14 protein-coding genes are annotated in these 12,757 nt (G+C 73.6%); 6 read left to right on the top strand and 8 right to left on the bottom strand.

The window, feature by feature from the left end:
* Nucleotides 1-35 precede the first annotated feature (35 nt).
* Complete coding sequence (locus AB0A95_RS07315; protein ID WP_357554766.1) at nucleotides 36-491, bottom strand: ATP-binding protein; 456 nt, start codon at nucleotides 489-491, stop codon at nucleotides 36-38.
* A gap of 119 nt (nucleotides 492-610) precedes the next feature.
* On the opposite strand from AB0A95_RS07315, the gene AB0A95_RS07320 reads away from it, so the two are divergent.
* Both AB0A95_RS07320 and AB0A95_RS07325 read left to right on the top strand, forming a co-directional pair.
* Nucleotides 611-1,744 (top strand): DUF5931 domain-containing protein, encoded by a 1,134-nt coding sequence (locus tag AB0A95_RS07320; RefSeq protein WP_357554767.1) that lies wholly within the window; start codon nucleotides 611-613, stop codon nucleotides 1,742-1,744.
* 14 nt (nucleotides 1,745-1,758) lie between these two features.
* Complete coding sequence (locus AB0A95_RS07325; protein WP_357554949.1) at nucleotides 1,759-2,412, top strand: response regulator transcription factor; 654 nt, start codon at nucleotides 1,759-1,761, stop codon at nucleotides 2,410-2,412.
* A 4-nt stretch (nucleotides 2,413-2,416) separates the two neighbouring features.
* On the opposite strand, the gene AB0A95_RS07330 is transcribed toward AB0A95_RS07325, so the two are convergent.
* From AB0A95_RS07330 to AB0A95_RS07340, 3 genes are all read right to left on the bottom strand, one after another.
* Complete coding sequence (locus AB0A95_RS07330) at nucleotides 2,417-2,989, bottom strand: DUF5709 domain-containing protein (protein WP_112583682.1); 573 nt, start codon at nucleotides 2,987-2,989, stop codon at nucleotides 2,417-2,419.
* An 80-nt stretch (nucleotides 2,990-3,069) separates the two neighbouring features.
* On the bottom strand, nucleotides 3,070-3,900 hold the full coding sequence (locus AB0A95_RS07335; protein ID WP_357554768.1) for an ATP-binding protein: 831 nt from the start codon (nucleotides 3,898-3,900) through the stop codon (nucleotides 3,070-3,072).
* On the bottom strand, nucleotides 3,900-4,898 hold the full coding sequence (locus AB0A95_RS07340; RefSeq protein WP_357554769.1) for an SDR family oxidoreductase: 999 nt from the start codon (nucleotides 4,896-4,898) through the stop codon (nucleotides 3,900-3,902). Before AB0A95_RS07340 ends, AB0A95_RS07335 begins: the two co-directional genes overlap by 1 nt.
* Nucleotides 4,899-5,122: 224 nt before the next feature.
* Here AB0A95_RS07340 and AB0A95_RS07345 point away from each other — a divergent pair, with 224 nt between their 5' ends.
* A complete protein-coding gene (locus AB0A95_RS07345) occupies nucleotides 5,123-6,322 on the top strand; it encodes a glycosyltransferase (RefSeq protein WP_357554770.1) in 1,200 nt (399 codons plus the stop codon).
* Here the strand turns inward: AB0A95_RS07345 and AB0A95_RS07350 are convergent.
* From AB0A95_RS07350 to aroA, 4 genes are all read right to left on the bottom strand, one after another.
* A complete protein-coding gene (locus AB0A95_RS07350) occupies nucleotides 6,280-7,203 on the bottom strand; it encodes a hypothetical protein (RefSeq protein ID WP_357554950.1) in 924 nt (307 codons plus the stop codon). The two genes, AB0A95_RS07345 and AB0A95_RS07350, sit on opposite strands and share 43 nt — an antisense overlap.
* Before the next feature lie 59 nt (nucleotides 7,204-7,262).
* Complete coding sequence (hisN, locus tag AB0A95_RS07355) at nucleotides 7,263-8,081, bottom strand: histidinol-phosphatase (protein ID WP_357554771.1); 819 nt, start codon at nucleotides 8,079-8,081, stop codon at nucleotides 7,263-7,265.
* Nucleotides 8,082-8,109: 28 nt separating this feature from the next.
* The gene (gene rsgA, locus AB0A95_RS07360) at nucleotides 8,110-9,120 is read right to left on the bottom strand and encodes a ribosome small subunit-dependent GTPase A (RefSeq protein WP_357554772.1); all 1,011 of its coding nucleotides are present in this window, start codon (nucleotides 9,118-9,120) and stop codon (nucleotides 8,110-8,112) included.
* Nucleotides 9,121-9,267: 147 nt separating this feature from the next.
* Nucleotides 9,268-10,566: a 3-phosphoshikimate 1-carboxyvinyltransferase gene (aroA, locus tag AB0A95_RS07365; protein WP_357554773.1), complete on the bottom strand. Its 1,299-nt coding sequence runs from the start codon at nucleotides 10,564-10,566 to the stop codon at nucleotides 9,268-9,270.
* A 102-nt stretch (nucleotides 10,567-10,668) separates the two neighbouring features.
* Here aroA and AB0A95_RS07370 point away from each other — a divergent pair, with 102 nt between their 5' ends.
* From AB0A95_RS07370 to AB0A95_RS07380, 3 genes are all read left to right on the top strand, one after another.
* Nucleotides 10,669-11,379, top strand: coding sequence for an SOS response-associated peptidase (locus AB0A95_RS07370; protein ID WP_357554774.1), 711 nt, complete (start codon nucleotides 10,669-10,671; stop codon nucleotides 11,377-11,379).
* A gap of 196 nt (nucleotides 11,380-11,575) precedes the next feature.
* Nucleotides 11,576-11,968: a WhiB family transcriptional regulator gene (locus AB0A95_RS07375; RefSeq protein WP_357403254.1), complete on the top strand. Its 393-nt coding sequence runs from the start codon at nucleotides 11,576-11,578 to the stop codon at nucleotides 11,966-11,968.
* A gap of 52 nt (nucleotides 11,969-12,020) precedes the next feature.
* A complete protein-coding gene (locus AB0A95_RS07380; RefSeq protein ID WP_357554775.1) occupies nucleotides 12,021-12,638 on the top strand; it encodes an alpha/beta family hydrolase in 618 nt (205 codons plus the stop codon).
* Nucleotides 12,639-12,757 lie beyond the last annotated feature (119 nt).

The raw sequence follows: 12,757 nt of genomic DNA on the forward strand, positions 1-12,757 counted from the left end.
GAGCGGGGGCGCGGGCGGGGAGGGTGGGGTGGAGGTCAGTGCGGGGTGTGGTTGTGCTGGATGAGGCTTGTGCTGACGCGGACTGTGGTGCCGGCGGTGCTGGTGACGACCTCCATCGCGTCGGTCAGCTCGCGGGCCAGCCACAGGCCCCAACCGCCGGCGGTGTCCGGGGTGGGTCGACTGCGGTCGCCCAGCCGCTGCGGGCTGATCCCGCGCCCGTGGTCGGCGACCTCGCACACCAGCAGGTCCGACTCGTGCCAGAGTCGCAACCACCCCCGCCCGCCGCCGTGCCGCACCGCGTTGGTGATCAACTCGTTGATCGCGAGCACGAAATCGTCGAGCCGTTGGCCGGTGAGCCCGGAGGCATGCGCACAGGAGGTGACCGAGTGTCGAATCTCGGTCACCTGGGCCTGGTCGAAGGCGTCGGCGATCAGGAGGGCAGGTTCGATGGGCACAACCGTACGCGGTGCGTGCGGATCTGCATTCGTCATGGCCCCGTCCCGGCGGCGGATCTCGGAGTCTTTCGCGGCTTTTCCACCGTACGTCAGGGTTTCCCGAACCGCACTCGCTGCTCGCCGCGCCCCTTGCCGCGTGTGGCATCGTGACCGCCATGCCGTCGCCGTCGGGTGGGTTCGAGGTGCCGCTGTGGCGTGCGCTAGCGGTGTTCCGGATGGCGTCCCTGGCGTACGTCTGCGTGCTCGCGGTACGCGACGCCGACCGGTACGCCCACCCGTACGCCGTCGCCGGCCTGGTCCTTGTGATGATCATCTGGACCGGGGCGACATCGGTCGGGTACGCGCGGCCGGCCTGGCGGCGCTGGCCGCTGCTGCTTGCCGATCTCGGGGTGGTGTTGGCCGTCGTGCTGGCCACTCCGTGGGTGGTCGGGCGGACGGCGCTCACCCACGGCGTACCCACAATGGGGGTCGCCTGGATGGCCGGCCCGGTGCTGGCCTGGGCCGTCTCCGGCGGCCGACGGCGGGGCACTGTCGCGGCGCTGCTCGTCGCCGGCGCGGACCTGGCCACCCGGGAGCGGATCGGCCAGTCGTCGTTCACCGGGGTGATCCTCATGCTGCTAGCCGGAGTGGTGGTCGGGCACGTGGCCCGGCTCGCGGCGGGCGCCGAGGAACGACTGCAACGTGCGGTGGAGTTGGAGGCCGCCACCCGGGAGCGGGAGCGGCTGGCCCGGGACATCCACGACTCGGTGCTCCAGGTGCTGGCGCTGGTGCAGCGGCGCGGCGCCGACCTGCCCGGCGAGGCTGGCGAGCTGGCCCGGCTGGCCGGCGAGCAGGAGGCCGCGTTGCGGGCGCTGATCGCCGGTGGCGGCCCGGCCGCCGTCAGCCTCCCGGCCGGCCCCGAGGCGGTGGACCTGCGGACCCTGCTCAGCCGGTACGCGTCGTCGGCGGTGGCGCTCTCCGCCCCGGCCACGCCGGTCCCGCTGCCGCGCCGGGTGGCCGGAGAGTTGGCCGCCGCGACCGGCGCGGCACTGGACAACGTGGGCCGACACGCCGGTGGGCGGGCCTGGGTGCTGATCGAGGACGAGGGGGCGACGGTGACGGTGTCGATCCGTGACGAGGGTCCGGGCATCCCGGACGGCCGGCTGGCCGAGGCCGCCGCTCAGGGCCGGCTCGGCGTGACCCAGTCCATCCGGGGGCGGGTGTCCGACCTGGGCGGGACCGTTCGGATCGTGTCCGCCCCCGACGCCGGCACCGAGATCGAGCTGACAGTGCCGAGGGCAGTGCGGTGAACCAGCCCCGGGTCATGGTCGTCGACGACCACCCGATGTGGCGCGAGGGGGTCGCCCGCGACCTGACCGAGGCCGGATTCCTGGTGGTGGCGACAAGCGGCGAGGGGCGACAGGCCATCCGGGTGGCCGCCGCCGCCCGGCCCGACGTCGTCGTCCTGGACCTGCAACTGCCGGACATCTCCGGCGTCGAGGTGATCCTGGGACTGCGCGCGGCACTGCCCGACGTGCGGGTGTTGATGCTCAGCGCCAGTGGCGAACAGCAGAGCGTGTTGGACGCGGTCAAGGCCGGTGCCACCGGTTACCTGGTGAAGTCGACAGCGCCAGCGGAGTTCCTCGACGCGGTCCGCCGCACCGCGGCCGGCAACGCGGTCTTCACCCCCGGCCTCGCCGGGCTGGTCCTCGGCGAGTACCGGCGGCTGGCCGCCGGGCCGGGGCGGGACACCGACCCGGCCGGCGGCGCGGAGCCCGCGACGCCCCGGCTCACCGACCGGGAGACCGAGGTGCTGCGGTTGGTGGCGAAGGGGATGTCGTACAAGCAGATCGCTCAGCGGCTCGGGCTGTCGCACCGCACAGTGCAGAACCACGTGCAGAACACCCTGGGCAAGCTGCAACTGCACAATCGGGTCGAGCTGACCCGCTATGCCATCGAGCGCGGCCTGGACGACTGAGAAGTCAGACCGAGCGGGGCGGCTCCGTCTCGTGGATGGCCAACTCCTCGGCGGTCGCCCCGCCGCCGGCGGAACCGGCGTCGTACGCCACCGAGTCGGTCTCCTGGTCGGTGTGCGACCCCTCGTCCGGCTCCACCAGCCGCCCCACCGTGGCGTCGGCAACCGTGCCGAGCTGACCGTGGTCGTAGAGGGAGACCGGCGAGTTCGGGTCCGAGGTGGGCCCCGGGTCCATCACGTCGGCGTCCAGCTGGGCCTCCGCCGCGGCTTCCAGATTGTCCGCCTCGAAGGCGATCTTCGGGTCGATCGTTCCGGCCAGCGGGTCGTCCGCCGGACGCTCGTAGACCTCGCGGTCGAGCTTGTAGTCCAACGACTCACCGTCGAGCTGCTCCTCGGCGGTCGTCCCGAACCGGTCCACCGCCACCGGCGTCCGGTCGCCGGGGAGCTGGGCCGGGTCCGGGCCGTCCGCCTCGCGCCCGGTGAGGACGTCGTCGTTGGCGGTCGAGTCGTCATCGGCGGTGTCGGGCAGACCTTGCGCCTCGGTGTCGGACACGGGGGTCGGGTACTCGTTGTCGCGCATGTCTGATCACTACCCGCTGCCCTCCCGCCGTAACCGGGGCACCGCCGGCTCGAAACCGGCACCGACGGCGAAACGCCCCGTCAGCCGAGAGCGGCGGCCTCGTCGTCCGGGTGCAGGACGCACCAGACGACCTTGCCGTCCGGCAGGGCGCTGCTGCCCCAGCGACGGGCCACCGTGTCGATCAGCAGCAGGCCCCGGCCGCCCACCCTCGTCGGCGGTGACAATCCGACGAACGTCGGCCGACGCGAGGAGTAGTCGCGGACCGCCAGGTGCAGGGCGCCGTCCCGCGCGGCCAGCCGCACGGTCATCGGGGTCCGGGCGTGCGCCACCACGTTGTTGACCATCTCGGTGATCGCGATGCCCGCCGGGTCGACGAGTGTCGGCATGCCCCAGGTACGGCAACCGGTGGTGACCAGCTCGCGGGCCTCCCGGGCGGCCACCACTGTCGCGGCCAGGTCGGTGCTGAGCAGCCCCGCCGGCGGCACCGCCGCGACCGCGGCCAGCGCGCCGTCCAGCGTGGGCCAGGCCGGCACGCCGGCCGTCGTGGTCGACCAGGCCGACACACCGGCCAACGCGCTGGTCGCCTGCTCGGGCCGGTCGACGCTCGGGTCGCAGAGCAGCAGATTCGCGGCCGGCCAGTCGGCGACCTCCCGCCGAACCTCGGCGAAGACATCCCAGGCCCGCGGCTCCACGACCCGCAGTCCGGTCACGTCGACCACCACCTGGCCCGGACGGTCCCAGAGACGGGCGAGCAGCGCGCCGCGTACCGCCTCGGTGCCGGCGACGTCGAGCGTGCCCGTCAGCCGGACCACCGCCGACGAGTCGTCGATGTCCACCAGACAGCTCGACATGATCGTCCCAGTGTGCGCGTCGGTGACGGTTCGCGCATTCGGGCGGTCGATGCCGGTCATCAGCGGTCCAACCGGGAACGGCGGTTGATCGCCGCCATCGTGCCGACCGCGGTGCCGGCGGCGGCCAGGCCGAACGCGGCGGTCATCCGCACCAACTGGCGCCGCCGACCGTGCCAGCCGCCGTCCCGCTGCGCCTGTGCGTCGGCGTGGAAGACGTTGCCGCTGCTGTCCGCCCGGGCCCCCGGGCCGAACTGGGTGCGCTGCGCGTACCAGCCGAGGGTGCGCTCCACCAGCGCGGGCGCCAGCCGCCACTGGAGGCCGAGCAGGCGGGCCGCCCCGCCGGCGTACGCCTCACGGCGGGGCCGGCGCAGCAGCCGCACGATGGTCTCGGCGACCACCTCGGGCGGATAGATCGGGGGTGGTGGCACCAGTTCGCGGCCGGTGTGGTTGGCCGCGTGCCGGAAGAACGGGGTGTCGATGGTGGCCGGCAGCACCGTGCAGACGGAGATCTGACCGCGACCGGTGACCCGCAGCTCCTGTCGAACCGTGTCGGCCAGCCCGCGGATGCCGTGCTTGGTGGCGTTGTACGCCGACTGGTACGGCATTGCCACCTCGGCCAGCACCGAGGCGTTGTTGACGAGCACACCGCCGCCGGCCGCGCTCAGGTGCGGCAGTGCGGCCTTGATGCCGTGCACCGCGCCGAGCAGGTTGACCTCCAGCACCCGGCGGAACTCGGCGACCGGGATCTCGTCGAACAGACCCACCGCGCTCACCGCCGCGTTGTTCACCCAGGCGTCGATCCGGCCGAACTCGGCCGCCGCCCGGTCGGCCAGCCGTCGCACCGACTCCAGGTCGGTCACGTCGGTCGGCACGACAAGCGCCTGACCGCCCAACTCGACGCAGCGCAGCGCGACCTGTCGGAGGGCCGCCTCGCTGCGGGCGGCCAGCACGACTGCCGCACCACGGCGGGCCAACGCGTACGCGGTCGCCGTGCCGATCCCGCTGGACGCGCCAGTGATCACCACGGTCGAATCGTCGAGGCTGCGGGTCAGCGGCATTCCTGAGCGGTACCCCCGCCCGGGCCTGGTCATGCAACGTACCCATTGTCGATCTTCGCAACCCGTCCACCGGCGTGGCCATTGTGGTTGTCGTGGCGCAAGCGTCGGTGGCACTCGCGGGGACTGTTCCCGATCTGCCAGGTTTCGACTCCGGCCCCCGAGGTTAATGGGACGCTCTGAAACGGGAGGACCACCGCCGAGGAAAGATCGCAGGGAGGTGACCCATGCGCGTCGGCCTCGTCTGCGCGCACGCCAGCTCGTACCGCCACGCCGACGGCCCACCGGTCGGCACCCGCCAGCACATCGCACGGGTCGCCGCCGAGTTGGCCGAGCGGGGCCATGACGTCCGGCTCTACGAGCGCCGGGATGCCCCGGGGCTGCCGGCGGTCGCCGACATCGACGGCTATCAGGTGCACCAGGTGCCGGCCGGCCCGCCCACCCCGCTACCCACCGCCGAGCTCATCCCGCACGTGACCGAGTTCGGCCGCTGGCTGGCCGACGAGTGGTCCGGCGTCTGGCGGCCCGAGGTGGTGCACGGGCACTACTGGGTCGGTGGCCTGGCCGCCGCGCACGCCGTTCGGGAGACCGACATCCCGGTGGTGCAGACGTTCCACTCGCTCGGCGTCGAGCAGCTACGCCACCTGGGCGGCCACTACGACGGGCCGGGGGAGCGGATCACGCTGGAACGCGCGCTGACCCGGGCTGTCGACATCGCCGTCGCCCAGTCCAACGACGAGGTCGACGAGCTGACCCGGATGGGTCTGCAACGCAGCTCGGTCGCGTTGGTGCCGGCCGGGGTGGACATCGAGCAGTTCCAACCCGACGGCGAGGCGGCACCGCGCGAACAGCGGGCCCGGATCCTGTCGGTCGGCTCGCTCGCCGCCGGGCACGGCCAGGAGGACCTGATCCGGGCCATGCGACTGGTCGGTGACGCCGAGCTGGTGATCGCCGGCGGGCCGCCGGCCGACCAACTGGCCAACCACGCCGAGGCACGGCGGCTGCGCGAGCTGGCCGAGCAGGTCGGCGTCGTCGACCAGGTACGACTCGTCGGCGCGGTGCCGCACGACCAGATGGCCACCTGGTACCGCTCGGCGGACGTGGTCGCCTGCACGCCGCACTACTCCTCCGCCGGCCGGGTCTCGCTGGAGGCGATGGCCTGCGGTGTGCCGGTGATCGGCTACGCGATGGGCGGTCTGGCGGACGCCGTCGTCGACGAGGTCACCGGCCGCCTGGTGCCCCCCGGCGACGTACGGGCGCTCGGAGTCTCGCTGCGCCGGCTGCTCGCCGACAACGCCGGCCGGTTCGCGTACGGGCACGCCGCGGTGGACCGGGTGCGCAGCAGCTACACGTGGGAGCGCACCGCCGGCGCGTTGGAGCGCCTCTACGAGCGGGTGGTGAGTCGCCGCAAACCGGTCGAGGCCTGAGCGGGCCGGTCGGGCGGCCCGGTGTCTCGGCCGGACCGCCCGACGACGGCAGTGGCCTGGTCGCGGTGGTGCGCCATCGCGCGTTGCTGCTGCGGCTCGGCGTAGCGGGTCAGCCCGATCACCGCGGCCAGGGTGACCAGGAAACCGGCCGCGGCCAGCCACTCCCGCCCCGGCCAGATCTTGTCGTTGAGCAGGAGCAGCCCGACGATCGCTGCTGGCACCGCGCCGGCGGCGTCCATCGCGGCGACCGCGGCGGTCGTCGAACCACGCTGCATGGCCAGCCCGAGCAGGAGCTGACCGACGATCGAGTGGGCGATCAGCAGGTAGAACAGCGGGTGCGAGAGGAACGCCTCGGCGGACGACGCGGACGCCAGGGGCCGGGCGGCGACCGCCGCGGAGCTGAACGCCAACCCGGCAAGCGAGCCGAGGGCCACCGATCCGGGTGCCCCGTGCAGCCGGACGGCGAAGACCCCGAGCACCGCGATGACACCGAGCGCCACCAACAGGGCGATCGAGCCAGCGGTGCCGAGCTGCTTCGACGGTGCCGGGCGGGCGGCCAGCACCAGGGCGGTGATCCCGGCGAAGAGCAGGGCCAGCAGCACCACCTCCGCCATCGGCAGCCGCCACTTCAGCACCAGCACGCCGAGAATGGCGGTCACCCCGAGCCCGGCCGCGACGCTCGCCTGGACCAGGAACAGCGGCAGGTCGCGTCGAGCCAGGAAGGCGAGCACGAACCCGCCGATCTGGCAGCCCAGGCCGACCAGGTACGTCCGGTGCCCGGCGAGACGCAGCAGCAGGCCCGGGTCGAAGGTGTGGTGGACGGTGGTGCGGGCCGCGGCCACCGACTGGAGCAGGTTGGCGAAGCCGTACGCGACGATCATCGCCGCGAGGAAGCACCAGCCGGAGGAGACCACCTGGCGAGGATAGAGGTTGGCGACGGTCAGCGCTCGGCTGGACGATCGAGCCGGGCGAGGATGTCGGCGTGCAGCACACCGTTGGTGGCCACCACGCTGCTCTCGGTGCCCGGCGCGCCGGCCGGGGCCGGTCGACCGGACAGATCCGTGACAGTGCCACCCGCCTCGGTGATGATCGGCACCAACGCCGCCACGTCCCACAACGACAGCTCCGGCTCGACCATCACCTCCAGTGCGCCCTCGGCCAGCAGCATGTAGCCGTAGAAGTCGCCGTACGCCCGGCTGCGCCAGGTGGCCCGCATCAGGTCGAGCATCGCGTCGAGCCGACCGGCGCGCTCCCACCCTTCCAGCGACGAGTAGCAGAAGCTGGCGTCCGCGATGTCGCGCACCGCGGACACCCCGATCCGCTCGCCGCTGGCGGGGCCGGTACCGGCGTACGCGCCCGCTCCCGCGCTGGCCCACCAGCGCCGGCCCAGCGCCGGCGCGGACACCACGCCGACCGCCGGCAGGTCACCGTCGTAGAGCGCGATCAGGGTGGCCCAGATTGGCACGCCACGGACGAAGTTCTTGGTGCCGTCGATCGGGTCGATGATCCAGCGGCGGCCGTCCGGGTCGCTGGCCGGCTGCGCGCCGTACTCCTCGCCGAGCAGCCCGTCGGTCGGCCGGTGCTCGGCCAGCACGGCGCGGATCTCCCGCTCGACGGCGGTGTCCGCGTCCGAGACGGGGGTCAGGTCGGGCTTCGCCTCCACCCGCAGGTCGAGCGCGCGGAACCGGGCCGTGGAGATGGCATCGGCCCGGTCGGCGAGCAGGTGGGCGAGGGCGAGGTCGTCGGCGTACCCGGTCATGCCGGCAACCTAGCCGACGCCCGCCGGGTCACTCGTCGGGCCCGCGCCGGTCGCCCTCGCCGGGCCCGCGCTGGTCGGTCTCGCCGCGCGAGTCGCCCTCGCCGGCCCGCGAGGCGAGCAACCGGCGGTACGAGGCCAACCGGCGCGGGTCGGCCTTACCGGCGGCCACCCAGGCGTCCAGCCCGCAGGCGGCCTCGTCGGCGGTGTGCTGACAGTTGGGCGGGCAGTCGACGGTGCCCTCGACCAGGTCGGGGAAGCCGTGCAACAGGCTGTCCGCCGAGACGTGCGCCAGCCCGAAACTGCGGATTCCGGGAGTGTCGATGATCCAACCGGGGTCGGTGTCGACGCCCGGCACCGGTGGCAGCCGCAGCGCCACCGCGCTGGTGGAGGTGTGCCGGCCACGGCCGATCGCGCTGACCACGCCGACCGCGCGCAGCGCGTCCGGGACGAGGCGGTTGACGAGTGTCGACTTGCCCACCCCGGAGTGCCCGACCATGACCGACACCTTGCCGCTGAGCAACGCCCGCAGGGCCCCCAGGTCGCCGTCGGGGCGGTTGAGCACGTACGGCAGCTCCAGCTCGGTGTAGTAGCCGAGCACCTCCTCCGGCCCGGCCAGGTCGGCCTTGGTGAGGCAGAGCAGCGGCTCGACGTCCGCGTCGTACGCGGCCACCAGGCAGCGGTCGATGAACCCGGTGCGCGGCGGCGGGTCGGCCAGCGCGCTGACGATCACCAGCTGGTCGGCGTTGGCCACCACCACGCGTTCCAGTCGGCCCTCGGCGGTGGTCTCGTCGTCGTCGGCGGTGCGGCGCAGCACCGAGCGGCGCTCGGCGATCCGGACGATGCGGGCGAGAGCGCCCTCCGCCCCGGACGTGTCCCCGACCAGGCTGACCCGGTCGCCCACCACCACCGACTTGCGGCCCAACTCGCGGGCTCGCATCGCGCTCACCGTGGGCAGCTCGGCCCCCACCACGCCGCGCTCGGCACCGGCGAGCACGCACTGGTAGCGCCCCCGGTCGACGGCGATGACGAAGCCGTCCACCGCGTCGCTGTGCTGGGGCCGGGTGCGCGTACGCGGGCGCGACGACTTTCCGGGCCGGACCCGAACGTCGTCCTCGTCGTACTCCCGCCGTTTGGTCGCCAGGACCTGTCCTCTTCTCGCGTCAGCTCTTAGTGAGCGTCTGGAGGCTCACTTTCCGGTCACCATCGCTGACCATAGTGCCGGGAACTCGGGCATGGTCTTGGAGGTACACCCCACGTCGTCGACCTCGATGCCGGGAACGGCGAGCCCGGCCACCGCTGCGGCGTGCGCCATCCGGTGGTCGTGGTAGGTGCGGAACATCCCGCCGTGCAGCGGCCGGGGCCGGATCTCCAGCCCGTCCGGTGCCTCGGTGACGTCCGCCCCGAGCCCGGTGAACTCGCGCGCGAGCGCGGTCAGCCGGTCGGTCTCGTGGCCGCGGATGTGCCCGACGCCGGTGAACACCGACGGCGAGTCGGCAAGCATGGCCAACGCGGTGAGCGCCGGGGTCAGCTCGCTGACGTCGGAGAGGTCGGCGGTCAGGCCGTGCACCACGCCGGTGCCGCGCACGGTCAGCCCATTGGTGGAGAGGGTGACCTCGCCGCCCATCCGCTGGAGCAGCGAGCGGAGCTGCTCGACCGGCTGCGCGCTGCTGTGCGGCCAACCCTGAAGGGTCACCTCGCCACCGGTGACCAGGGCGGCGGCGAAGAACGGCACGGCGCCGGAGAGGTCCGGCTCGATGTCCCAGCCGCGCCCGGTGAGCGGGCCGGGCTCGACAGCCCAGACGTCCGGGGTGCTGTCGTCGACCGCCGCGCCGGCGGCCCGCAGCATCCGCGCGGTCATCCGCAGGTGTGGCGCGGAGGGCACCGGCGGGCCGACGTGGCGGACCACGACGCCCCTGTCGAAGCGTGGAGCGGCCAGCAACAACGCGGAGACGAACTGGCTGGACACGGACGCGTCGAGCACCACCTCGCCCCCGGTGACCCGGCCGGTGCCGAGCACGGTCAGCGGCAGGCTGCCGGTGCCGGTGACGTCGATCCGGACGCCCAGCGAACGCAGTGCGCCGACGAGCGGGCCGAGCGGCCGGGTGCGGACGTAGGGGTCGCCGTCGAAGGTGACCTGCCCGTCGGCCAGACCGGCCACCGGTGGCACGAACCGCATCACGGTGCCGGCCAGCCCCACGTCGACGTGTGCGGGCCCGGCCAGCGGGCGCGGCCGGACCAGCCAGCGCTCGTCGTCGCTGATCGACACGTGCGCGCCCATCGCCCGCAGCCCGGCGGCCATCAACTCGGTGTCCCGGGCGCGCAGCGGCCGGGCCAGCGTCGACGGCCCGGCGGCCAGCGCGCTGAGCACCAGGGCACGTGCGGTCATCGATTTCGAACCGGGCAGACGCAGCGTCGTCGACACCGGGTCGGATGCGGTCGGTGCGGTCCACGGCTGTGGCGGCCGGGTCGCGGTCAGATTCCCCACTGTTACATTCTGCCGCGTCCACAGGTCGGCGGCGGGGGGCGGTGGTCGTGCTCCCGGTTGGCGGGACAGCCGACGGGGCTCCGACGCGTTAGCGTGTGGCCCATGTGCGGCAGGTACGCGACGACCCGGAGCTCCGGTGAGCTGAGCGCGCTGTTCGAGTCGTCCGACGACACCGACGGCCCGCTCCGACCGGATCACAACGTCGCGCCGACCGACCCGGTGCCGCTGGTCCGGGTCAGCCCCGAGGGGCACCGCAGCCTGTGTGTCGGTCGCTGGGGTCTGCTGCCGCACTGGTCCCGGTCTCCGGCCGGGGCAGCCCGCATGATCAACGCGCGGGCGGAGACGGTGGCCACCAGCCGGGCGTACGCCGGATCGTTCTCCCGACGGCGCTGCCTGGTCCCGGCCGACGGCTGGTACGAGTGGGTCCGGCGGCCCGACGGCGGGCGGCAGCCCTACTTCATGACCCCCCGGGACGGCTCGGTCCTCGCACTGGCCGGCATCTGGTCGGTCTGGGAGTCCGATGCCGAGACCCGGCTCACCTTCAGCGTGCTGACCACCGCGGCGCTCGGCGACCTGGCCGAGGTGCACGACCGGATGCCGGTGCTGCTGCCGCCCGAGCGGTGGTCGTCGTGGCTGGCGCCGACCGACGCGCCGGAGCGGCTGCTCGTGCCGGCGTCGGCGGAGTGGCTCGCCGGCCTGGAGATCCGCCCGGTCGGGGCCGCGGTGGGCGACGTCCGCAATGACGGGCCGCAGTTGACCGAGCGGGTGTCGGTGGCGCCGACGGTGACGCCGCAGGACTTGACCCTGTTCTGAGATCGGCGCACATCGTCGGGCGCCGATTTGCCACTGTTGCGCGCGATTCGTCTCCCAGCTGTTCAGTCATGTTCCCGGCAGACCCTTGTCCCGGTGTTGTGAAGTGCGATAGAACACAGCGCCGGTAGTGGCCGTCGATTCGCACGGGGCGAACGACGTCTACCGATCTTGCCGGTCCCACGGGGGAGGTGGGTGGATGACACGGGCGCGTATGCCTCGCCCGCACGAGGTGGCTGCGGCGCGGCGAGATCCGCGACTGCTGCGGGCCGTGCGGGAACGACGACAAGACGACGCGTGGCGCACCAGAGGCACCTGTCAGAGCGTCGATCCGGAGACGTTCTTTCCGGCACCGAACGAGCCGGCGGACGCCGCCGTCGCGCTGTGCCGCAGTTGTGACGTGCAGGGGTCCTGCTTGGCCTGGGCCCTCGACGTCGGTGACTGCCACGGCGTGTGGGGTGCCACCACACCCCGCGAGCGGCGGGCGATGCTCGTCGCCTGGCGGGGCGAGGTCGATCCGGACCCGGACGCCGTTGACGACGCCGGCCCGCCGGTGCGCGATCGCCTGCTCACTCTGGTCCCGTTGAGCTGATCAGCTCACCCGGCCGGCACCCGCCGCCGGCCAGGCGGCGCAGAATGGGTCGGTGCTGCCCAGCGACGAGATCGACACTCCGCGCGGTTCGGCGCGGATCGACACCGACCTGCCGACCCGCCGGGTCACCGCGCTGCTCGTGCTCGGGCACGGCGCGGGCGGCAGCGTCGACGCCCCGGACCTGCTCGCGGTCCGGGACGCGTCGGTCGCGGCCGGCCTGGCGGTGGTCCGGGTGACCCAGCCCTACCGGGTCGCCGGTCGACGTGCGCCGGCACCGGCGGGTCATCTCGACGAGGCCTGGACGGCGGTGCTCGCCGTGCTGCGGGAGAGGCACGCCGACGTGCCGACGGTCCTGGTCGGTGGTCGCTCCAGTGGCGCTCGGGTGGCCTGCCGCACGGCCCGTGCGGTGGGTGCGGCAGGTGTTGTCGCGTTGGCCTTCCCGCTGCACCCACCCGGGCGGCCGGAGCGCTCGCGCGCCGCCGAACTGGCCACCGGCCTGCCGACGCTTGTCGTCAACGGCGACCGGGACCCGTTCGGGACACCCGAGCCGGGGCCGACAGTGCAGGTGGTGACCCGTCCCGGGGAGACGCACGACCTGCGGCGGGACCCGGCCGGCACCGCCGCCGCCGTCCGGGCCTGGCTGCGTGCCCAGGGCTGGGCACCCGACTGATCCGGCCGACCCCGGCGCGCCCGGACGACCGTTTCCGGTGCCGGGCGCGGGTCGTTGCATCCGATGGTGCCGCCGGCCCGATCCGGACCTGCGACACCAGTCCTCCCAGGCCCTTCCTG

The organism is Micromonospora sp. NPDC049230 (assembly GCF_040647875.1).
In the GTDB taxonomy this organism is placed as follows: Bacteria; Actinomycetota; Actinomycetes; order Mycobacteriales; family Micromonosporaceae; genus Micromonospora.